This is a genomic window from Paenibacillus sp. JT31N17, from assembly GCF_056269255.1.
The window spans coordinates 111,873-135,600 of sequence record NZ_JBWDNP010000012.1 but is presented as its reverse complement, the minus strand read 5'-3'; the positions used below and the strand labels follow the sequence as shown (position 1 = coordinate 135,600).

Genomic DNA, 23,728 nt, shown 5'->3' with positions numbered 1-23,728 from the left:
CTCTCTGGGGTCCCCCTCAGGGGGATTTAGGGGGAAGTAGTTTAGGGGGAAATGTAAGCACCCTTTGGAAGCTGACAACACCCGCCCTCGGAACGCTCACCTCATGCAGCCCCTTATGCAGATCAAGCTCATACGATTGGACGATCTGGCCGCGGCAATCTCTGGTCACCGCATGGTAAAGCGCATGGTCAAGACCGCTTCTGACCGCAAGCCGGTCATGATAGGTTCCGTTCACAATAATCAGCCGATCCCATTCGTCATTGACCTCGATCACCATGTCGGCGTAAACGGCAGTGATCTGACGGCTGCGATCCCGCGCGCTGATAAGCGGATACATGAGCTCGGGCCCTTGGGGCAGCAGCTCGCCCTTCAACAGCAGATCGCGGTGCTCCTTGCAGAATGCCAGCCAGAACCGGAGCATATCCAGATGGTCGGGTCCGATTTCATCCAGACGGACGGATATTTGCGGAACCGAGAACAGCACGTTAATCAGCTGCATGGCCGCGCTTTCGACGGGTTCATTGGCATGGAACATAATCATATCGGAATGAACGGCCGTATTTCCCGCCAACAAGCGGATATCCATTGTGCGGATACGGTTCTGGATCGAATCATTCGGGCAGTCGTTGGCCCGGAGCATGTTGCCGTATTTTCGCATCAGCGGGCCAATGTAGGTCTGCCGGAATTCGATCAGAATGTCGGGCTTGATCTCTCTCAGCCTGGCCATGACATCCGTGAGCAGCCTGTCCACCGCTTCCGGAACCGAATGATAGTCGCGGCCGTTCCCAAGCTCCTCCTTCATATCAGGACTTAATTGAAAGCTGTCGACAAAATCGAGCTTCAAGCCGTCGATATTCCATTCCTTCACAGCCTGTTCATAGATATTGATCAAATATTCCCGGACCTCGGGAAAACGCGGATCCAGCACGCTGGCATTCAGCTTTTCATTAATCCCCAGATATTTTCCCTCAAAACGGCTCCACGTCCTGCTGTTTATCCCAACGAACGGCACCGAATACCACAGCATATAGTTCATACCTTGTCCGTGAACGGCATCGACATGCTTCCTCATGTCCGGAATTTTCTCCGTACAAACCTCCCAATCGCCGGTATAGGCGTAGCCGCGGTTATTATCGTCCGTTTGCCAGCCATCATCCACGATAATACTCTCACAGCCAATCGATCGGGCAAGCTCGGATTGACGCTCCAATTCGGAAGCGCTCAGCTCCTGATGAAAGGAATACCAGGTGGAGTACATGGGCTGCAGAGCGGTCTCGGGCACATCCGCGGGCCGGAATTCAGGGAAAGTCTCCCACCATTTCGATACATCGCGCAGCGTTACATAGTAAGGCAGATCTCTCCGGTCTATCCGAAGCACAGCTTCATAATGGTCGATTTCCGGCATAGGTTCTTCAAACAATGTAATCGAACATAGGAAAGTGGCATCTTCTTCATGAATGCCCGCTTTGATGGCCAGATGGTTGAGCGCATCAGAGAAAGCAAAGGTCAGCCTGCTCCTCCCTTCCAGGTTGTACAGACAGGCAGCCGGCGCAAGCGAAGTGTTTTTGGACTGAAATCCCTCACCCCAGTCCACCTGGAATGCTTTATTGCGATCGGTGCCCGGATGCCACAACGAGTGAATATCGATGGCTGGATGGGACCAGCGGATATGATGGATGGGGGGAACCTGCTTCCGGCCGGAAGTCAGCCGGATATGAATCTCAAACACATCTTCTTCTATGGTTTTAACCTCTACAAAGCTTTTGAACGAGCTGATTTCGCTGCTGACGGTTACGACAGGATCATGCTTGTTGATTAAAGATTTCATAATTCCTCCTACTTGTGGGTAAAATCATTCCTGTGCGATGGTGCATTATGATTATAATGTTTACGAAACATATAGTAAACAATATTTTTTTTGATGCATGAACCAGAAAGTTGTTTCATATATATCTGTCAAAAATTAAAATGAAAGCGTCGACATGGTGGTATTGCCAAATAAACATCTGTTTGTTATAGTGAATTCATTCGATAGTTCGCTAATGTTTAGTAAACAAATAATTAATCATTGGCAGCTGTCTGCAAGAACATTACAATAAGCATGGGGGGATGTTTCCCAAATACTTTATTGAAAAGGTGATCTGGTTTGGCAACTATTCGTGATATTGCCCGTGTGGCAGGCGTCTCTCCATCTACAGTTTCGCGCGTACTCAGCGGAGATTCGTCATTATCTGTCCAGGAAGAGACCCGGAGAAAAATTATTTCAACCGCAGAACAATTACAATATAAAAGTGTTCAACGCCGTCAAACGACAAAAGCGGCACAGCTGAAGGATTACAAAATCGGATTGGTTACATTCTGTTCGGAGCAGCTTGAATCGGAGGATCCGTATTATTTGTCCATCCGGCTTCATATCGAGAAGGAATTCAATCAGCAGGGACTTCATATCACTAGAACCATCCGCTGGGTCAACCATGAATCCTACGAGAGCCTGTCGGGACTGGACGGCCTTATCGTGATCGGGAAATTCGAGTTTGATCCTTACAACCTGTTCTTCAGCCGGATTCAAAACGTTGTTTTCGTCGACTATTCTCCGGATGAGAACCGCTTTGATTCTGTCATCGTTGATTTTGAGAAAGTGACGACGACGGCGCTGGATCATTTGATCGGACTTGGGTACACCAAAATCGGCTTGATCAGCTCCAGGGATTTCATTAACCGTTTTGGCTCGAACACGGGCTTCGAATCGGTTGATCAACGGCAGAGCGGTTTCGAAAGCTATATGAAGCAAAAGAAATTATACATGCCCGAGCATGTCCATATCGGACATAACTTCTCGATGTCCACCGGCTACCAGTTGATGAAGCAGGCGATAGAGAAGAAGAATTTGCCGCAGGCTTTTCTGATGGGATCGGATCCTATGGCGATAGCGGCCAGCAGGGCGCTTAAGGAAGCGGGACTGAGGGTGCCTCAGGATATTGCCATTGTCGGCATTGACGATATTGAAATGGCCTCTTACTCGAATCCGCCTCTTACCACGGTCAAAATCTACACCGAACAAATGGGACAGACGGCTGTCAGAATGCTGTTGGAGCGTATAGGAGGAAGAGAAGTGCCGCTTAAGGTCGTGCTGCCGGCAAGACTGATCGTCAGAAGCAGCTGCGGGGCAAACAGAAGCCAATTTTCAGAAACGGTCGGTTAAGGCAATGGCAAAGGGCGCCGAATGATTCATGCAAGCAACCGGAGATATTATCATTACTAGGGGGAAATACAGATGAAAAAAGGGTTCGCCATCGTTTTGGCACTTTGTATCGTAATCAGCTTATCCGCTTGTGGAAGCGGTAACGGAAACAACACCGCAGGCAATGCTCCGACAGGAGAAAATACGGGCAATACCCCATCGGACGCCAATGCGGGAGGCGCCAAGGGCAGTATCACCTTCGCTTTCTGGGGGGCGCAGTCCGAAGCCGATGCCATCAATAATGTCGTTAGCAATTTCGAAGAGAAAAACCCTGACATTAAAGTCGAGAAGCAGTGGATTCAGCGGGATTATCTGACCAAGCTGCAAACGATGATTGCCGGAGGAACGGCGCCTGACGTCATTCTGATCTCCGGCGGCGACCTGCCGGGATTCGCAAACGCTTTCCAGGAAATGCAGGTGGATACTTCCGTATTCAGTTCTCCTTCCCTCGTGGAGTCCATGACTTACGAAGGCAAGGTCTATGCAGCTCCGTTCATTATCAAGCCCAAAGTAATGGCGGTTAATGTGGATCTTTTTGAGAAGAACAACATTCCGCTGCCAAGCAAGACAGAGCCCATGACGACGGAGCAGTTCGAAGATATTTCCCAGAAATTAACATCCGGCAATGGAAAAGCCAAGATATTCGGTTCCGAACCGTTAGGACTGGGAAACTGGATCTATTCGTTCGGCGGCAGCTATTACAATGAGGATAATACCAAATCGACGATTGATTCGCCGGAATCGATTGCGGCGGCGGAATACATCGTTCATACGAAACAATCCGGTACTGTGCCCAGTAACACGGAGAAACAGGGACAAGACATGATGAACTGGTTCCTGGGGGGAAGAATCGGTATGTATACCGATTTTGGCCCTTGGTTCTTGCCCCAGATGGCCGGAGTTGAAGGATTTAATTGGGATATATTCCCAATTCCTGGTGGTGGAGGCGCCAAAGAAGTTAACGGACTGGCTATTGGCAAGACCAGCAAAAACACGGAAGCGGCCCAGATCTTCGTCAACTATTTGACGCAGAACGAGGCAGCGCAGAAGATTATCGGGGGCAACAAGGACGCATACGGGATTCCGGTCATTGCAAGCGCAAAGGATTCCTTCGAATCAATCTACCCGGAGAAGAATTTGAATGCCTTCGTTCAGGCGTCAGAGAAGCAGCACAATCAGGAAGCACAGAAACGTACAAGCGAAATCAATAATGAAATGAAAATGATCGACGACTTGACGCCTATCGGAATCGGCAAGCAGGATGTGAAGGAAGTATTCCCTAAACTGGCTGAGAATATAAACAAAATTTTACAACAAAACTAGCGGGAGCAGGCCATGAATGGAATAATCGAACAGATTTACAGCTTCTATGAAACGTTGGGGTTGCCGGCAGCTTTGCTGCCGCTTCTCCCTTTTCTTACGATTATTGCGGTTTTGTACGCCGTGATCATTATTATCGCCAGAATATTAGTCAGGAAAAAAGTCATCCATATTAAAACAGCGAGCTTTTATTTGTTTGTTTCGATTTGGATTATCGGATTTTTGCTGTTTACATTGGGCCCCATGATATTCTCGTTCTATATCAGCTTCACCAAATGGGAAGTCGTCAGTTCGCCCCAGTGGACCGGCTTTGACAACTACCGGATGCTGTTTAAAGACACGATGTTCTACAAGGCGCTGAGCGTTACGTTTTACTACACGCTGGTGAGCGTACCGCTTCAGGTAGCGTTATCCTTTGCCATTGCCATGCTGATGAATTTGAAGCTGCGCGGCATTTATCTTTTCCGCACCATCTATTATCTGCCTACCTTGATTCAGGGTGTCGCGCAGATGGTGCTGTTTATCTGGATATTCAATCCGAACGTCGGCTTGATGAACTCCATACTTGGTTTATTCGGCATTACGGGCCCAGGCTGGTTCTCCAGTCCGAATTGGTCGATGCCTGCGGTCATCATCATGAGCCTGTGGACGGTCGGCGGCAACATGATCATCTATTTGGCCGGATTATCGGATATCCCCAAATCCCTGTACGAGCAGGCGGAGATCGACGGCGCCACGACCATGCGTAAGGTATGGCATGTGACGCTGCCGCAAATTTCCCCGATTCTGTTCTTCAACACGGTAACCAGCATGATCGGGGCTTTCCAGACCTTTACGCAGGGCTTCATGATCAGCGGGGGACCGGATAATTCCTTATTGTTCTATGCCTATTACCTCTATCAGAATGCCTTCATGTGGTTCAAAATGGGTTATGGCTCTGCGCTCGCCTGGGTGCTTTTTGTCATTATTCTGCTGTTTACCGCACTTGTTTTCCGGAGCAGCGCGATTTGGGTCTATTACGAGACGGAGCAAAACGGAGGGAGGAAGCGTCGTGTCCGCAGAAAAACGTCATAAATCAACCGGGAAGCCAATCAAATGGTTAGCGTATCTGGTTCTCATCATTGGCAGTGTTGCCTTCCTGTATCCCTTCATCTGGATGATTGGCGCATCCTTGCGGAGTCTGGAAGAGATCGCTTCCTCCGGCATGAATGTATGGCCCGAAAGCTGGCGCTGGGATAATTATGCGAAGGCGCTGACGGCTTTTCCGTTCGGCCGTTACTTGTTCAATACGCTGCTTACGACGGTCTTCCCTATTATCGGAACCGTGCTTTCCTGTTCCATTGTCGGCTATGCCTTCGCACGTCTGAAGGTGAGAGGAAGCGGGATCCTGTTCATTCTGGTCCTGTCCACCATGCTGCTGCCGGGCGAAGTAACCATGATTCCGCAGTTTATTTTATTCAAACAGCTTGGCATGCTGGATACGCTGTATCCGTTAATCGTCCCATCATTTTTTGGCTCAGCCTTCTTCATCTTCCTGTTCCGCCAGTTTTATTCCCGGCTGCCTGTCGGCCTGGAGGAAGCGGCCATCATTGACGGGTGCGGCTATTTCAAAATTTGGCGGACGATCTTCCTGCCCCTGTCCAAACCGGCGCTTATCGGCGTAGCCGTTATGGTATTCATGGGGTCCTGGAACAACTTTATGGGGCCGCTTATCTATATCAACAGCGACAAATGGAAGACGCTTACCCTCGGTCTGGCAGGATTCCAGGGAACCTATGCCACCGATACGAATTTACTGATGGCTGCGGCTATCGTCATTACGCTGCCGTGCATTATTTTGTTCTTTGCCGCCCAGAAGGCGTTTATGGAAGGACTCACATTTTCAGGATCAAAAGAGAGCTAAAGAGAACGTATTGGAGTGGTGAAATTGACAAACTGGAATCAAATTCAATCCAAAGCAGGTGCCGTTACCTTCTTGTCATCCGATTCGCATCTGAATGACGGATTTAAATGGGCCAGGCAGCAAGCCATGGCATACGCCCATTCCGGCGGAGATCCGGTAGGTTTGTGGTATGAGGCGGCTCTGCCGGACAGGCAGGCATTTTGCATGCGCGATGTGGCGCATCACAGCATTGGAGCCGCTGTACTTGGCTTAAATCTGCATACGAAAAACATGTTTATGCGTTTTGCCGAGAATATAGCGGAATCCCGGGACTGGTGCACTTATTGGGAGATAACCAAGGATAATCTGCCCGCTGAAGTAGATTACGAGAATGACCAGGACTTCTGGTATAATCTTCCTGCCAATTTCGACATTATCGAGGCAAGCTACCGTCAGTATTTGTGGACAGGCGATCAGGATTACCGGAATGATGCCATCATGCTTGATTTTTATCGCTTAACGGTAGAGAACTTTGTTCAGACATGGGACAAGGACGGAGACGGGATATTGGAGTACTATCCCGATTACGGACGCAGAGGCCTGGCTACCTACAATGAGGCTGGATTGCAGCCTTTGGCCGGCGGCGACATGATCGCCTTGCAGGCTGCCGGGTACCGCGCTTATGCCCGTCTGCTCGAACTTGAAGGCCAGCTTGAGGAATCCGCAGCTTATGCTCGAAAAACGCAAGAGCTGGAGCAGCGCTATGACCAGGAATGGTGGAATGCAGACAAGGGACGTTTCTTCGGCGCCATGCTGCAGAATCGGACTTTCCTTGAAGCGTACAATGCCGAAGGCAATTTTCTGCCGTTATATTTTGGAGTGATAAGGGATAAGACCAAACTTCATAAAGCGCTTGAGGATTTGAAAAGAAACCGTGTGGCGAATGTAGAAGGAAAGACGTATCTCCCTGACGTTTTTTACCGGTATGGCCTTAACGAGGAGGCCTTGCAAGAATTGAAGGAGCTGGTTGATCCGTCGTTGGAGCGCAGGGATTATCCTGAAGTATCCTACTGCGTGGTCGGTTCCATGGCAAACGGACTCATGGGAATCTCGGCAGACGGCCAGTCGGCCATTACCACAATGTCCAGGCTGAGCAGCGGGCTTGAATGGGCGGAGCTGGGGAGCATTCCTATTCTGAACCGCACCCTTACGGTCCGGCATAACGGCATCGAAGAAACCACTGTCACCCTGCAGGAAGGGGAGCCTTTCCTCTGGAAGGCAGTTTTCCATACAAATTCCGGGACCATCCTGCATAACGGCAGCCCGGTACAAGCAGCAACAGAACGGTCTGACGGCGGAGACGAGTACCGCTATCTTATGATTCAGGTGGCAGAAGGCGAGACTCACCGGGTCTCGTTGGGCTAAAACAAACCTATAACCTGCGCAGGCAATAATTGCCTAGCACAGGTTATTTTTTTATTCACTGAGTGAACTAATTAGGAAGCAGAAACCTGGATTTCTGCAAGCGACTGACAAATCGGGCAACACTGCTTTTGGGCTACAGGTACGACTTCAACATGCATTTCATTGTCGTTCATAAATTGAATTTGGTTGATTTGAACCTCTGATATCTGGAGCATTTCATTGATATACTGAATTTGCATCTGTCTATCCCTCTATTTTGTTGTTTGGTTGGACTTACAACAATACAGGTTTAGCAGATGTTTTTCCATTTTCAACCTTGGTTTACTACGTCAAGCACTGATTTTGAGGTTGAGCCTATTTTTCTTCAATTAATAGTTGCTTATGCGAATATTGTGTCTGTAAGGAAATATGTTTATAGACTCTTTTTCAAAGTTTTCGCTACAATGATGGCGTTACGTCTTGGAAATAAGGCAGCTATGTTTTGAGATTAGGAGGTGAACCTATTCGGTAGATTTTTAGGGGGAATTTTGTAAGCGCTGACGCGGCTGTAATTTCGATCGATCGTGGCTCTTCTTGTATTTGATGGTTAAAACATCAAAAAACCGCAAAATCTTCAACCAAAACAACATTTTTATCGGTAAAGTTGTAAAAAATTCCGAAATTTAAAAATTGGGCGACTCTAAAACGAGATTTTAGAGGTTGCCTTAAGAAAAGGAGCAAAACTAAGATGAAAGGTGAAAAACTCTTAATCAACGTCTCCCGCATCCTCGTAGTCATCATGCTGCTCTCCTTATTCGCGTTTGTCCCCGTCCCGGCCGCTGCGGCCGAAGGCGAACTGACACTTGAACTGAACGACCTTATTGCAGAAGCCGAAGCTTTAAAAGCCGGCAACGAGGAATTCCCGCTCCAGATTAGCCACACTGACGACGGATCCGATGTGAACAAAGCTTTTTCCTGGGTGTACGCCGACGAACTCGAAGATCTTGATAACGCGCTTGAGTTCGCGCGAAATGCGCTCACTCCCGCCGGCGAAGCCATAGCCAGCCTTGAAGACGCATTAGTGAATTTCATTGGAAAGATCAAAGCGGACGGTTCAGATCCCTATTTCCGTCTTGATCCGGGTCCTGGTAAAATACCTGTAGAAATTACCGAGCCCACCAATGTCTGGACCTCAAGAACCCCGCTTGACAATCGTGTCCCCGCCGACTTTGCTGGTGGCACATACAAAATGATTCCGTATCCTTTTGCAGATTCCGAAGCCAAAGCTGATGTGCTCCAGATCAATTACGTCCATAACGGAGAAAGCACGTTCGGCGGAATAAGCATTGTATCTCCGTTGTCCCCGGCTGTAAATGTCTCCGCAGGCGCAACTATTGAGTTTGATGTGTACTATCCCAAGAGCGCGCAGGGCAAATTCATGAGGTGGAGAATCAGAAATACCAACTCTGACCTCGATAGCTACCTCAGGGATTACGAGTACAACAACCTTAACCCCGACTGGGTTGGCAGCTACAACGGTGAATCCTGGTTGATGGTTCACCACAGCATTAACGCCTCAACAGGCAATTCCTCGAACTTCATTCTTGAGCTCCATGGCGAGACCGGCCGTCCCGCAGAAACCGGCATGCTTCTTGTCGCCAACATCAAAATAACCGCACCCGATCCCAACGGCATTGCGCTTCCCAACGTAGTCAACAAGGAGAACCAGAGTGCCGTAGCGCCTCTAAAGAGTGTTTACAGCAAGGAAAATGACCTGTTCATGGTCGGCGCGATCGGAACCGGATCAGTAACCGGAACCAGAGCCCGGCACTATGAAATCTTTGTCGACGGCAACAACCTCAAGGCCGATGCAACGCATCCCCGCGGCCCGAACTGGCTGAAAAGCGTTGCTGGCGCGCCCTTGAGCGGCGCAACCACCACCCCTGGCGCAGCTGAATACAATTTCCCGACCAGCTCTTATCAAGCGATCAGGGATTCCGGAACTCCCGGACAGTACAAGTCTCACGGCCATGTTTTGGCATGGTACAACCAGGCCCCTGCATGGATGAGACAGATTATTCCCGCGAACCTTACCTCCGGATATAACGGCACAGCCAATTTCTACGGATTGGGCAACGGCGTTACAACCACGGTTCCGGTAGACAAAGAAATGGCCAGAAGAGTGCAGTTTAACCACACAATGTATGTGATGCGGCACTTCCTGACCACAGATACGAAGTATGGCTCAAGCGTATCCCGCGGAGTAATCCCCTTCAATTCATGGGACGTACTCAACGAAGAGGTCCACGAAAGCCGCCACAGCGAAATCATCCCCACGAATGCGAACAGCTGGAGAACGAGCCTCAAACACACCAACTGGCTTGTTGCCATGTCGGATGATCAAATTGACGGCGACATCAGAGAGCATTACATTTACCTGCTCTTCAAATACGCGCACATCGCGGCCCCCAACGCCAAGATGGCGGCGGCTTACAAAGCCAACTACGCTGACTTTCCCGAGTACATGAAGCTCGACGGACACGACGCCGACGGCAGCATTGACTCCTATATCGTTGACAATCCTCCGAAACTGACCTACAACGATTACGACCTTTCTGTCCGCACCAAAGCGAGGACTGTATACAACATGGTTCTCGAACTGAACACCGCATGGCTCTCCGATCCGCTGTATGACGGAAGACCCCTTATCGAAGACATCGGTATCCAGGGACACGATTCGGTAAAAAAGACCCTTGCAAGCGATAACCAATATGCCATGGCCCTCTATGCCTCTCTCGTTGACCGAGGCCTTCTTTCCGGTATTTCCTACTCGGAATTTGACCTTAAGATGCCGACCAGCGCCCCCGGCGGCGGCGCGATCGCTCCCGCAGTGCTCAATGTCAGACAGTCTGACGCCCTTGGTTATGAGTACGCGCTGATGTACAAACTGTTCACCAAGTTCGCCCCGTACATAGATCACATCATTAGTTGGGGCGTATCCGGTTCAGGATGGCAGGGAAGCTATGTGCTGTTTGACAGTCAGAACAATGCCAATGCCGGCTACTATGGCGCCATGAATCCGAACAGATTCGTTCTTGGACATTCATACCTAGATGATTTCTTTGAAGGCGAATACGAGAAACTCCAGGACGGCTATGAAATTGACCTTGGCGATCTTGGAATCTATTCTATCGGTGACTCTACAGCACCTGTAACGTTAACCGGCGCAGATCATGTACCGGCCGGCAGTTCCTTCGACCTTGTCTACGGTTTGAACCATGTGCAGGGCGACGTGCTGGCTCAAGATGTGACGATCACGTACGATGCCGATAAGCTGGAACTGGCCGCACCGCCAGTCTCGACAGATGGAGAGAAATTCGTCGTCGTCGATTACAAGACAGAACCTGCCGGAACACTCCGTATTCTGGGCGTTCATCTTGGCGCCGGACAAACCAATCCGAATGCGGATCTGATCAAATTGTCGTTCCGGGCTAAAGAAAATGCACCAGCCGGCCTGACCAACGTTGAGGTCACCCGACTGGTGACGGCAGATAGCTCAGGCACGGAAACGGTCCAAGCCGGCACGGTACACACCGTTCAAATCGACGTCATCGACAAGGCGGCGTTGAACGCGCTGATTGCCGAGGCGCAAAGCGCGCATGATCAAGCAGTGGAAGGCAAACTGCTCGGACAATATCCAGCAGGCTCCAAAGCAACGCTGCAGACTGCCATCGAGGCTGCGGTCGTAGCGAATAACTCGGAAGCCACCCAGGCTCAGATCGATGCGGCTGCCACGCAGTTGAACGCCGCTTTACTGGCCTTCCAGTCTTCCATGAACGTGAAGATTCCGAACGATCACAACGGCGACGGCCAGGTCAGCATCGGCGACTTGGCGATTGTGGCTAAGGCATATGGCACCACTTCAACAGATGCAGGATGGGATCAAGTGAAAGACTTCGACTTGAACGGCGACAACCAAATCGATATTCTCGATCTGGCTATGCTGGCCCGCATGATCTTTGATTGGTAATGTCCTAACGAGTTACCTGTGAACAGCTTTACGAAAAAGGAGAGGGGCAGATAGCTGCCTCTCTCCTTTGTGCGCTTGGCAGCGCAATCGACTAATGGACGATTCACATACATCGTCTGATTACATTCAATTACGGCTCGATTTCACTAATCAACAGGCCTGATATTGGGGCAATCAAAATGAAGATTTGGGTTAAAAATTCAATACCTGTTTTTACAAAAAAACATTTCAAGTTCTAAGTTCAATTCTACAAAATCATGTGGAGTATTTCCCTGTCGAGTATGAAGAGAAATTATATCTGGTAAATGTTTTGAATGTCATAGATGTATGCTGTTAATTATGAAAAGTCTGATATTGGAATTGATTCAGATGGCACCTTTAGAGGATTTAACAAAATCGTATTTAAGAAAGAAGTTATAGAGGAATGCAACATTTTTAAGCTAACAGAAAACAAACGTGTCAGCGTCTACGTATCCAACATGTTTCGCGATACCGTAATGGATGCAAATTTAAAGGGATTTGTCTTCGAACTCATCTGGGACCCTGAGGAACCGGAAGATAGAGAAGAAATCTTAAAGAGAAATTATGAGAATATGCTGACCGAAATTGAACGAAATAAAGGACCAGAGTTTAATTGGGAACAAGACGTCCAAATGGTCAAGGCCGGAAAGGCAATGGCTAGCGGCAAGTGGCAGCTTCAAGCGGAGGCGGATGGCCTTTGCTTACCGGGCAATTGGCAGGGGATGGGAAGTACCATTGGCTGGATCCGATATACCTTGCACCAATCCTGTTTGAACTTAAATGGCATGAAGTAAAGAAATCGGATATTTAAATTAGCAGTTGAGATGGAAGGGACAGGCGGATCCTAGAATGGGGCCGCCTGTCGTGTATCGTATCAAAAATACTTGGTCTGAACAAATAAGGATAAGGGAGAGAATAAGCATGAAAATTTGGGAAACGAGCTTGTGTTGTTCCGCAAGCTCATCCTTTACGAAAACAGTATCCTGCCGGAAATTTGTATGTTTGCCCGATTATCCTCCTTTTATGAAATGTGTATCTGATCGGAATCATGTCTGTAGATGCAAGCGGGCCAAAGCCGATACAATGACGAGGTGAAAATGACAGTCGACAAGAGGTGATCGTTTGGAGAAGGGACTTGCAATTAGAAAGGGCGGGACGCCAATTGGCAGCCGGTCTTCCATGTCCATCAGAATGTGGAAGGCCAGATGGTTTTATCTGTTTATGCTGCCGGGAATTATTTATTTTCTCATCTTTAAGATTTGGCCGATGTGGGGCGTCTTGATGGCCTTTCAGAACTATCAGCCGTCCCTGGGAATGTTCAGCAGCGATTGGGTGGGATTCAAGCATTTTGACCGGCTGTTTCATACACCGGAATTCTGGACGCTGTTCAGAAATACCTTCATGCTCGCCTTCTACAGTCTGGTGATCTACTTTCCGATCACGATTGTGCTGGCGGTTCTCTTGAATGAGGTGCGCCATGAAATGTTCAAGCGTTATGTGCAGACGCTGGTCTATGTTCCCCACTTCCTGTCCTGGGTGGTCGTCGCGGGGATTACCTTCCTGCTGCTCGGCTCCGAGGGCTTGATCAACAAATGGAATGAGGCCATCGGCTCAGGGCGCGTCGATTTCTTATACAGTCCGGATTGGTTCCGTCCGCTCATTATGCTTCAAATTATATGGAAAGACGCCGGATGGGGCACGATTATTTTTCTTGCCGCACTGGCGGGGGTCAATGTGCAGCTGTATGAAGCGGCACGGATCGACGGAGCTTCCAGGCTGCGGATGATCTGGCATATTACGCTGCCGTCGATCCGAAGCGTAATCGTTATTCTATTGATACTGCGGCTGGGCCATTTTCTCGACCTCGGGTTCGAGCAGATCTACCTGATGTTGAATGCCATCAACCGGGGAGTGGGCGAGGTATTCGATACGTATGTCTACCGCGTCGGTATTCAGCAGGGACAGTTCAGCTACAGCGCGGCCGTCGGATTGTTCAAATCGGTGATCGGCCTGGTGCTGGTCTGGCTCGCGAATCGCTTGGCCAAGAAATTCGGCGAAGAAGGAATCTATTAAAAAAGGAGGTGCGGGCATGGTTTACGACAGGACGCTTGCGAATCGCCTGGGTGATATTCTGATCTACGTTTTCCTTGGCGCCGTATCAGTGCTGACCGTCCTCCCGTTCTTGTATGTACTGAGCAACTCTTTCTCTACAACGGAGGATATTTTTCCGCGGGAATGGACGCTGGATGCGTACCGGTACATATTCTCAACGGACAAATTCGTGCGCAGCCTCGGGGTCAGCGTCTACATTACGGCGCTCGGCTCCCTGCTTAGCCTGCTGTTCACATCCCTGATGGCTTACGGCCTTTCGGGCAAGAACATACCGGGTAAAAAAGCGGTGCTCATGATGGTGCTGTTCACGATTCTGTTCAGCGGCGGCATGATCCCGACCTATTTCGTCGTCCGCAATCTCGGGATGATCGACACGTATTGGGCGCTTATGATTCCGGGACTGATGAGCGGATTTTATCTGCTCGTGATGAAGGAGTTTTTCCAGAATGTTCCTGAGGAGATGAAGGAAGCGGCGCAAATTGACGGCTGTCACGAGCTGTCCGTGTTCTTCCGGATCATCCTGCCGTTGTCCCTGCCTGCTATGGCGGCGTTCGGGATGTTCTACGCAGTCGGACTATGGAATCAATACTTCAGCGCCATTCTTTATATCAACGACAATGAGAAATGGCCGGTGCAGGTGCTGCTCCAGCAGATTGTCGTGCAGGCATCGGGAAGCATCGGCGATTCCTCCCAAATGGGGGAGAACATGACCTTCTATGGACAATCGGTCCGGATGGCGGTTGTTATCGTGTCCACGATTCCGATCCTGCTTGTGTATCCGTTTTTGCAAAAGCATTTTGCCAAAGGCGTTCTTCTGGGCTCGGTGAAAGGCTGACCGGCCTTGAATTCTCCATAAAAAAATCAGCATTAACAGGAGGTCGTAAAGATGGTTAACAGAAGAAGATGGGCAGCGGGGGCGTTATCCGTACTGCTCGCAGTCATGCTTGTCGTGACCGGATGCAGTTCGAATTCAGGGGGCAGCAATAATCCCGCACCGCAGCAGCCGGCAGACACGGCGAACAATGAAACGGCAAACAATGAACCGGCGGCGGCAGAGCCGGAGCCCGCTGATACCGAGCCTTTTGCAATCAAGATGGCGGTGAATTTCGATGGAAAAGACGTTCCGCAGGCCGGAAATCCCGTGCAGCAGGCCATCGAAAGCTATACTCATACCAAATTGGAGATCGATCATTTCCCCGGGAATTCCTACCAGGATAAGCTCTCTGTCATGATCGCATCAGGCGACCTGCCCCAGGTCATTGCAAGCTACGGTGCGCCGAAGCAATCGTACCTGCTCTCCGCGTTTCAAAATGATGTGTTTTGGGATATTTCTCCCTTCATCAAGGATTTTCCTAATCTATCCAGTCTGAATAAGGCCATCTACGATAATGTCGCATTCCAGGGAAAAGTATTCGGGCTTCCGAGGGAACGTCCGCTGGCCCGCGACGCTTTCATCTACAGGGTGGATTGGTTGAAGAATGTCGGCCTGCAGGAGCCGCAAACTGTTGAAGAGTTTCATCAGATGCTGAAGGCGTTCAAGGATCAGGACCCGGACAAAAACGGGAAAAACGACACTTACGGCATGACGATGGGCGCATTGGGCGGCTCGGGACCTGCTCCATCCACATTCGGGGTATTCTTCGGAGCGCCGAACGTATGGGATGTTCAGGAAGGCAAATTTACCCGTGATGTATTTACACCGGAATATTTGGAAGGTCTGAAATTCCAGAAGCAGTTATTCGATGAAGGTCTGATCCATCCCGATTTCGCCATCATGGACCGTCCCAAAGTGGAAGGCGAATTCGAGAACAGCAAGGCCGGCGCCATCGCCAATTCCACTAATGTGGCGCTGTCTTATGAAGCCCGTATTCAACAGCACATTCCCGATGCGACAGTCGACTTCTTCAGCATTCTGAGCACGGACAAAGGCAAACGGATTGCGGCGGCTCTTGGCTCGAACGGCATTCTGATGTTCCCGAAATCTAGCGTGAAGACGGAAGATGATCTGAAAAAAATTCTGAAATTCTTCGACCAGTTGGCCGATCAGGAAATGGCGGATCTGCTGGAATGGGGAATTGAAGGAACGCATTATACCATGAAGGACGGCAAACCGGAAATCATCGACCAGGAGAAGTTTGACAACGAAGTCGGCTTCCCTTACAAATGGCCGCTTCGCGCCGTCTCGCTGGACGCGATCAAAATGCAGGGCAATGTGAATCCGCTGGTTACCAAGGAGCTTCAGGTTACAACGGAGAACCAGAATCATCTGGTGAACAATCCGGCTAATCCGTTCATTTCCCAAACGCAGGTGGAGCGCGGAGCCGAGCTTGAGCTGATCATCACGGATGCAAATACCAAATTCATCATGGGCGTGATGGACGAAGCGAAATGGAAAAGCGAGATGGACCGCTGGCGTTCAAGCGGTGGGGATCAAATAGCGAAGGAATATGAAGAGCAGTGGGCTGCTGCCCAATAGAAGCCAGAGGGAGTGACGTTCTTCATGATAAAGAGGAATGCGGTCAAATTCTTAAGTTTATGCCTTTGTCTTTCTTTGATCGTCAGCGGATGGGTGCTGCCGGAAGCAAAAGCGGCGGCCCCTGTCAGCAAGGTAACTTGGAACACGGAGCTGCAAAAGGTTGACGGCTTTGGCGGCTCCGGGGCCTTCCACAAGGCCGGCTCGATCATGCGGCTTCAGGAGCCTCTGCGGACGCAAATACTGGATATGATATTTTCCCGCGAAAGCGGCATCGGCATCAGCATCGTCCGCAATATGATGGGGGACGGCGGCACATGGGGCAGCAAAGAGTACGATGGGCCGACAGAAACGATCGAACCGGAGAAGGGCGTATTTGTCTGGGATGATCCCCAATGGGCAACGAAAAAGGCTGACTTCGACAAATATCAAATCTGGTTCATGAATGAAGCCAAGGAGCGTGGCGTCACGACGTTTATGACCTCTTCCTGGAGCCCGCCGGCCTGGATGAAAACGAACAACAGCGTCCTGGGTACGGGCAATGGCAAATTGAAGAAAGAGAATTATCAGGACTATGCCGATTATTTGGCCGAATATGTTCTGGGTTACAAGAAGCATTTCGATCTGGATATCTCTTATATATCGCTGGCCAACGAGCCGAATATAGGCCCAGCCTATTCCGGCACGGTATGGACGGCCGATGAGATGAATGTCTTTATCCGCGATTATCTGGGACCGACCTTCACTGCAAGAAAGGTGCCGGCCAAGATCGTTATGCCTGAGCATGTGAACTTCACCGAAGCCTATGCGCTTCCTGCGCTTAACGATCCCGTGACAGTCAATTATGTGGATGTCGTAGCTACACATGCTTACGGAATCGGCACGAATGTTCCCGAATTTCCGGTTTCCAGGGAGAAAGGCAAGCCGATTTGGCAGACCGAGTATATGAATCAGGGAACGGGACTGCAAACCTTCGAGAACAACACCATTACCGATGCGCTGCGTTACGCAAACCTGATCGGCAATATGTTCGACAACACCGGCATCAGCGCTTACTTCTGGTGGTGGCCGGCCGCCAACAACGGCGCCGACGGCTCCGACCTGATCCGTCTGAGCAATGACGGCAGCAATCAAGCGCTCGCGCCGACGGAGAACGGCCAGTACCGGGTGTTCAAGCGATACTATTCTTTCGGCAACTACAGCCGGTTCATCCGTCCGGGCTATGTAATGATTGGCGCCGACAAGAATCCTGTGGACGAGGTTATGGTTACGGCCTATAAGGATCCGCAGACGGGGAATTTCTCTATCGTTGCGGTCAATAACGATTCCATGCCGCAAACCATTACCTTTGATCTTCAGGACTTCCCGGGGGGAGTGGACGCAGTCGTTCCGTACCGCACCTCTCCCAATGAGAATTTGAAGAAGCTGGGCGATATCGCGGTTTCCGGCCAATCGTTCACGATGGAGCTCAAGGGCTCCAGTGTGACGACCTTTATACCAAAGAAATACGAGCTTCCTGCGCTTCCCGAACAGAAGGATGTCTTCTCGACTTATGAGGCAGAGGAAAATGACGGCCAGTCTCCGGACGTGAAGGCGACAGTCGGCAGCGGCGGCGGTCAGGCAGTGACCGGTCTTAGCAATGGCGATTACATCAAATACGCGAATGTCAATTTTGCGGACGGCTCCGCAAATGGCGAAGCGAACAAGCGGTATGTGCTGAGCATGAATGCCCGTGTAGCCGCCCAGGGCGGGGGCAAAATTGAGATCAGGCTCGATGATCCGGCTTCCGGCAAGGTAGTCGGTACCATGAATGTTCCTCCGCTGAACGATCCCGGCCGATGGCTGACGGTCTCTACGATGATCGATACCAATTCGGCCGATGGCGCCTACGGCTTCCACGATATGTATGTGGTGTTCACCGGCGGGCGGGACGGCAAGATGTTCAACGTCGATTCCTTTGCCTTCAACGACGGCAATCTGGCACCGGCGATCGGGGACAATCTGCTGGCCAATCCGGGGTTCGAAAGCGGTTCCTCAGCCTCTCCCTGGATCAGAAGCCATGGCGGCGGCAGCGATGGGACAGTCAATACGGTAACGACTTCCGTTTACAGCGGCTCGCGCGCAGGCCGTCTGCTGAACCGGCAGTCCGCAGACCCGACAGTGGGCATCGGACAGTCAATTCTGAACAAGCTATATGATCAATCGAAATATGAGGTTACGGGATATTTCTATCCGTACAACAGCGGCTTCGAGTATGATACGGCGAGCATCTATCTGCGTGTGACCAGCGCTAGCAAAGGAATCTATACCGTTCCAGTCGCACAGCAGGAATTGACAGCATCAGCCTGGACGGCAGTCAAGGGACAGTTCACCTTCGAGGATCCGGGTGATGTGAGCGCGCTTCAGTTGGTGTATACGACAACGAACTCCACAACTAATTTCTACCTGGACGATACCGGGCTGAAGGAGCTTGCAAGTCAGGCGAACGCGGTTACGCTCAATGGTGCCGATGCGGTTTCGGCTGGCGAATCCTTCGATTTGACCTTTGCTCTGGATGGTTCCCAGGGGGAAATAGCAGCTCAGGATATTACCGTGTCCTACGATCCGCAGAAGCTGGAGCTTGCTGATAATCCCTTAACGCCTGCCGATGATGAATTTATTGTGGCGGATTACAAGCAGATTCCGGGCCAAATCCGCATCCTCGCCATCCATCTGGGCGGGCTGCAGGCCAATCCTGAGGGCGATCTCCTGAAGCTCCACTTCAAATCACGGCCGGACGCGCAGGCGGGAACCACCGATGTCACCATTTCCAACCTGGTCGTTGCGAGCAGCGGGGGTGTCGAGAAGCAGCTTGAAGGCACGTCGCACAGCGTGCAGATCAATGTTATCGACAAGCAGGCTCTGACCGTGCAGATCGCGGCGGCGCAGGAAGCGTACGATGCGGCAGTGGAAGGCAGCCAAGTCGGACAATATCCGGCCGGATCCAGAGCAGTACTGCTTGCTGCGATCAACAGCGCACAGGCCGTACACGACAGCCAGTCCTCCACGCAGGCGCAAATCGAGCAAGCTGCAGCGGAGCTTCATACGGCGCTGCAGACCTTCCTTGCCTCTGTAATCGTGTCGGTGGGCGGCGATTACAACCATGACAACAAAGTAAGCGTCGGCGACCTGGCGCTTATGGTCAAAGCGTACGGATCAGTCTCTACCGATCCGGATTGGAATGATCTGAAGCAGTTCGACCTGAACAACGACAATGTTATCGATATTCAGGATCTTGTAACCGTTGCAAGACTTATTATCAACTGGCAATAGATACTGGAATGAACCGATTGCTTTGGGAGGAAGACATGGGATTCACGTCTTCCTCCCCCCCATTGATGGGAAGGGATGGATATGCATGTTGAGACGCAAATTTATCGCACTGGGCTTATGCTTGCTGCTTGGCCTTTCATTATTCCCTTATGCTGCAATGGGAGCGGACACGCCGCATTTTTCATTATCGGCAAACAATGAGGCTCCCGCTGTAGGTCAGGACATCCGCGTGACGGTCCAAGGGGAACAGCTGACTGATTTATATGGCTATGAATTGCGTATGAGCTATGATGCGGAGCATCTGCGCTTCAAGAGCGCTTCATCACACTGGACTGGACTTACCGTACCCGCGATGGACAAGGACGGGGAGATCGTCTTTGCGCATACGAAGCTTGGCAAGACTGCGGGGGAGAATGGCAAGGCTGCGATTGCGACCTTGTCCTTTGAGAGCATTGCCGCAGGTGAGACGGCTGTTGTGCTGACGAGGGTCAAGCTCGTCGACAGCCAGGTTGAGGCGGTGACGCTGACGCCGGATGTTGAGCTGAAGCTTGATATCGCTTCGGCGGAGAATGCCGTCACGTACAGCGATCTGGACGGCCACTGGGCGAAGGCGGCGGTCGAGCGGGCGGCAGCACTCGGTATTGTGAAGGGCTATGAGGACGGCACCTTCCGCCCGAATGGCAAGGTTACCCGCGCCGAATTCGCCGCGATGCTGGTGCGCGCGGTTCAGCTGCCCGCGTCGGGAGATGGCGTGACGCTGAACTTCTCCGATCTGGACCGGATTCCCGAGTGGGCGAGGCCGTTTGTGTCGGAGGCGGCAGGGTCGGGCATCATCGTCGGGTATGCGGACCACACCTTCCGTTCCGCCAATTCCATTACCCGTGCTGAAATGGCGGTCATGATCGCCCGGGCTGCAGGGCTGAATAAGGAAGCGGAGGGGAAATCCAAATTTGCCGATGCCGGCACCATTCCATCCTGGGCACATCCTGCCATCGCGGCAGCGGCGGAAGCCGGACTTGTAAACGGGAAGGGAAACAACCGTTTTGATCCTGCTGGTACGGCAACCCGTGCGGAAGCCGTGTCCTTGATTATGGCTTTGCTGGACTACCGGGCGGATTAAGGCGTGAAGCTGCACCTGCAGGAAAGGAGAATGGAAAAGCCTATGAGATTGGGAGCGGGCGTGAGAAGATTGCTGGCGGCACTACTGCTGGGTATGACAGCAGGCCTCGGAGGATTGCCGGCTGCGCAGGCTGATAATGCGGAGAGTCCTTCTTTCGGGAGCATCCAGCTGCTTCCTGCCGTCGAGGGGGATTTGAACCAGGACGGCAACCGATCGGTCGGGGACTTGGCTATTGCAGCTTCGTCTATCGGCAGAACATCCGCCGATCCCGACTGGGGCAGCTATGCCGATGCGGATGTGAGCGGGGACGGGCAGGTGGATATAGCCGACGTGTCCGAGATTGCCCGCTGGATACTGTCGGGTGTGGCGGAGGAGACAGCAGCCATTGTATTAACCGGACCGGTTACCGCAAGAGCGGGTGATAGCTTTGACTTGATATACGGATTAAGCGGGCGGAAGAGCGCCATAACCGCTGAGGATCTGACCTTGACGTATAATCCGGATCAACTGGAACTGATCGGCACAGAGGCTTTGGATGCGGAACGCTACGCGATCCTGGATCATGTCCAGTCACCGGGCGGAATTCGGTTCATAGCGGTCCGATTCGGAGAGCTGCAGTCCAGTCCAAGCGGCGACTTCGTCAAATTGCAGTTTAAAGTGAAGCCGGAAGCGGCATCGGGAGCATCGGCGATTACCGTTACCAGGTTGATTGTCAGTGACGATCAAGGCATAGAAACTTCAGTGGGCAGCGCAGCCCATCATGTGACGATAAGCACCTCGCTGCCGGGCGATTACAACCACGACGGGAAAATGGGCGTAGGCGATCTGGCGGTTACCGCAAGATTCTATGGCCGGACTTCGGAGCAGCCGGATTGGATGGAAGCCAAGAATTATGACCTGAACGGAGATGGCATAGTCAATATACAAGACTTGGCGGAAATAGCAGCAGCGATTTTTGCAGGATAAGGAATAAAAAACTGCCATAAAGCATGCATGATATGGTGGAAGGAAGATTCTTTTTGGAATAATGTTAAGGCTCGGAAACAAGTATATGGACGTTTCCAGCCCACGCCTGCTACAATGATATCACTTCCAAAAGCTGGTGAAATAAGAGAAGGCGAGGCTGACAGATCCATGGTTATATGGAAGCGATTCCGGGTACTTACTGCCGCTAGTTCCTTAATGATTTTCTCCATGCTGCTGACGTTGACTTCCTGCAACCCGGCAGCAGAATCTTCCGCCCCGCCTCTTGCAGCAGAAAAGCCTCAAATTACCGTCGGCATTTATGATCGTGGAAGCGTTCCCACCGCGGAAGGCACGGTAGACAATAACCGCTGGACCCGGTGGATTAACGAGCATAGTCCTGTGAATGTCAAATTTGTTCCGATCTCGCGCGGCGATTCCGTGCAGAAGTACAAGATGCTGCTGGCATCGGGAAAAGCGCCGGATTTGATCCTGGACTACGAATGGTCCTTTCTTAATGAGTTGATTGCCAATCAGCAGGTGCTTCCAATCGATGATCTGGTTGACCGCTACAGCAAGGATTACAAGCAGCTGCTGGATGCGTATCCTTCGGTGCGCAAGCTGGCCACGGAAGAGGACGGCAATATGTATCTGATCGCCCAGATAACAGGGATCAAGACCAATCATTCCCTGCTCATCCGCAGCGATTGGCTCGATGCGCTCCATCTGGAGCAGCCGCGTACGGCAGAAGAGTTATATGAAGTATCGAAAGCGTTTACATATCAGGATCCTGACGGAAACGGCATCAAGGATACGCTGGGAATTAACTTTGCGGGATTGGGCTCGCTGCTGAACGGTCAAACGGCAGGCGGCATACGGCCTATCGATATGATGTTCCAGAACGTCGGTTATATCCTTGAAGACGGGAAAGTTATCCGGGCCTGGGACCGCGTGAAGGCTGCCCTGGACTATGAGAAACTATTATTCGAGGACGGACTTATCGACCATAATTTCCTGGCGGACAGCAGCGGGGAGAAGGCCAAGCTCGATTTTGTGAACGGCAAGCTCGGCATATTCTGGGTAAGCAGCGGCATTGAGGATGCCTATCCCATTATCCAATCGCTCATTGATAAAGTCCCGTCCGCCAAAGTGAAAGCAATGCCGCTCCCGGAGGGGCCATTCGGTCAATTCAATCCGTTCGCCAAAGCCCCGGTTCAGCTCGTCGGAGCGATCAACAAGCAGGCGGAAAGCCCCAGGGATGTAATGAAATTCATCGATTTTATCGTGTCGGAGGAAGCCTTGACGACGCTCCGGTTCGGGATAGAAGGTGAGCATTATTTCATCAATAAGGAAGGCTGTTATCAATATACCAGCCGGGAGAAGTATAATCGCGAGATGGCCTGGACCCTGGATCTGTACATGCCGGCTTCACGCATTATATTGGGCAAATGCAACTCGCTGGCGGCCTCGCTTAATCCGAAGGATCCGATCGACAAGGATTACATCATGATTGAGAAGCAGGGGGAGAAATTCTCTCTGAATCCCGCCCTGCAATTCGCTTATCCCATCGGGAATTGGCCGACCCTGCCCCAGACTCTGCAATTATCCATCAATGACGGCACCAGGGCGCTTACCGACATTTATAATAAAGCGATTGTGAACCCGTCGTATTCGGTTGAGCAGGCCGTTGCGGACGCACGGAATGCCTGGGAGCAGTCCGGAGGGCTTGCGGTGGATGAATATTACGGAAAATGGTTCACGGAGAAAAAGGATAGAGTGCTGTTCACCAAAGACTATTATTCTATCCGGTAGGGTGCCGGTTAACCTTGCAAAATAGCGGTCTTAAGTCA

15 protein-coding genes are annotated in these 23,728 nt (G+C 51.1%); 14 read left to right on the top strand and 1 reads right to left on the bottom strand.

Annotated features, from left to right (window positions below):
• Nucleotides 1-16 precede the first annotated feature (16 nt).
• Nucleotides 17-1,828 (bottom strand): glycoside hydrolase family 36 protein, encoded by a 1,812-nt coding sequence (locus AC0YOB_RS28230; protein ID WP_475795618.1) that lies wholly within the window; start codon nucleotides 1,826-1,828, stop codon nucleotides 17-19.
• Between the two features lie 318 nt (nucleotides 1,829-2,146).
• Here AC0YOB_RS28230 and AC0YOB_RS28225 point away from each other — a divergent pair, with 318 nt between their 5' ends.
• From AC0YOB_RS28225 to AC0YOB_RS28160, 14 genes are all read left to right on the top strand, one after another.
• Entirely contained in the window at nucleotides 2,147-3,202 is a 1,056-nt protein-coding gene (locus AC0YOB_RS28225) for a LacI family DNA-binding transcriptional regulator (RefSeq protein ID WP_475795617.1), read from the top strand.
• Nucleotides 3,203-3,274: 72 nt separating this feature from the next.
• Nucleotides 3,275-4,564 carry an ABC transporter substrate-binding protein gene (locus tag AC0YOB_RS28220; RefSeq protein WP_475795616.1) on the top strand — a complete coding sequence of 430 codons (1,290 nt, stop codon included), beginning with the start codon at nucleotides 3,275-3,277 and terminating at the stop codon, nucleotides 4,562-4,564.
• 12 nt (nucleotides 4,565-4,576) lie between these two features.
• Nucleotides 4,577-5,635, top strand: a complete 1,059-nt coding sequence (locus AC0YOB_RS28215) for a carbohydrate ABC transporter permease (protein WP_475795615.1) — start codon at nucleotides 4,577-4,579, stop codon at nucleotides 5,633-5,635.
• A complete protein-coding gene (locus AC0YOB_RS28210; RefSeq protein WP_475795614.1) occupies nucleotides 5,613-6,464 on the top strand; it encodes a carbohydrate ABC transporter permease in 852 nt (283 codons plus the stop codon). The genes AC0YOB_RS28215 and AC0YOB_RS28210 overlap by 23 nt, the downstream gene beginning before the upstream one ends.
• A gap of 24 nt (nucleotides 6,465-6,488) precedes the next feature.
• Entirely contained in the window at nucleotides 6,489-7,868 is a 1,380-nt protein-coding gene (locus tag AC0YOB_RS28205; RefSeq protein ID WP_475795613.1) for an MGH1-like glycoside hydrolase domain-containing protein, read from the top strand.
• A 727-nt stretch (nucleotides 7,869-8,595) separates the two neighbouring features.
• Complete coding sequence (locus AC0YOB_RS28200) at nucleotides 8,596-11,877, top strand: endo-1,4-beta-xylanase (RefSeq protein WP_475795612.1); 3,282 nt, start codon at nucleotides 8,596-8,598, stop codon at nucleotides 11,875-11,877.
• Nucleotides 11,878-12,200: 323 nt separating this feature from the next.
• The gene (locus tag AC0YOB_RS28195) at nucleotides 12,201-12,692 is read left to right on the top strand and encodes an imm11 family protein (protein WP_475795611.1); all 492 of its coding nucleotides are present in this window, start codon (nucleotides 12,201-12,203) and stop codon (nucleotides 12,690-12,692) included.
• A gap of 385 nt (nucleotides 12,693-13,077) precedes the next feature.
• A complete protein-coding gene (locus AC0YOB_RS28190; RefSeq protein WP_379113409.1) occupies nucleotides 13,078-13,971 on the top strand; it encodes an ABC transporter permease in 894 nt (297 codons plus the stop codon).
• A gap of 16 nt (nucleotides 13,972-13,987) precedes the next feature.
• Nucleotides 13,988-14,845 carry a carbohydrate ABC transporter permease gene (locus tag AC0YOB_RS28185; protein ID WP_210044093.1) on the top strand — a complete coding sequence of 286 codons (858 nt, stop codon included), beginning with the start codon at nucleotides 13,988-13,990 and terminating at the stop codon, nucleotides 14,843-14,845.
• 51 nt (nucleotides 14,846-14,896) lie between these two features.
• Nucleotides 14,897-16,486 (top strand): extracellular solute-binding protein, encoded by a 1,590-nt coding sequence (locus tag AC0YOB_RS28180; protein WP_475795610.1) that lies wholly within the window; start codon nucleotides 14,897-14,899, stop codon nucleotides 16,484-16,486.
• A gap of 24 nt (nucleotides 16,487-16,510) precedes the next feature.
• Nucleotides 16,511-19,795: a carbohydrate-binding protein gene (locus AC0YOB_RS28175; protein WP_475795609.1), complete on the top strand. Its 3,285-nt coding sequence runs from the start codon at nucleotides 16,511-16,513 to the stop codon at nucleotides 19,793-19,795.
• 85 nt (nucleotides 19,796-19,880) lie between these two features.
• Complete coding sequence (locus tag AC0YOB_RS28170) at nucleotides 19,881-20,915, top strand: S-layer homology domain-containing protein (RefSeq protein WP_475795608.1); 1,035 nt, start codon at nucleotides 19,881-19,883, stop codon at nucleotides 20,913-20,915.
• 42 nt (nucleotides 20,916-20,957) lie between these two features.
• A complete protein-coding gene (locus AC0YOB_RS28165) occupies nucleotides 20,958-21,881 on the top strand; it encodes a dockerin type I domain-containing protein (RefSeq protein ID WP_475795607.1) in 924 nt (307 codons plus the stop codon).
• Between the two features lie 168 nt (nucleotides 21,882-22,049).
• A complete protein-coding gene (locus tag AC0YOB_RS28160; protein ID WP_475795606.1) occupies nucleotides 22,050-23,690 on the top strand; it encodes an extracellular solute-binding protein in 1,641 nt (546 codons plus the stop codon).
• The last annotated feature ends 38 nt before the right edge of the window (nucleotides 23,691-23,728 follow it).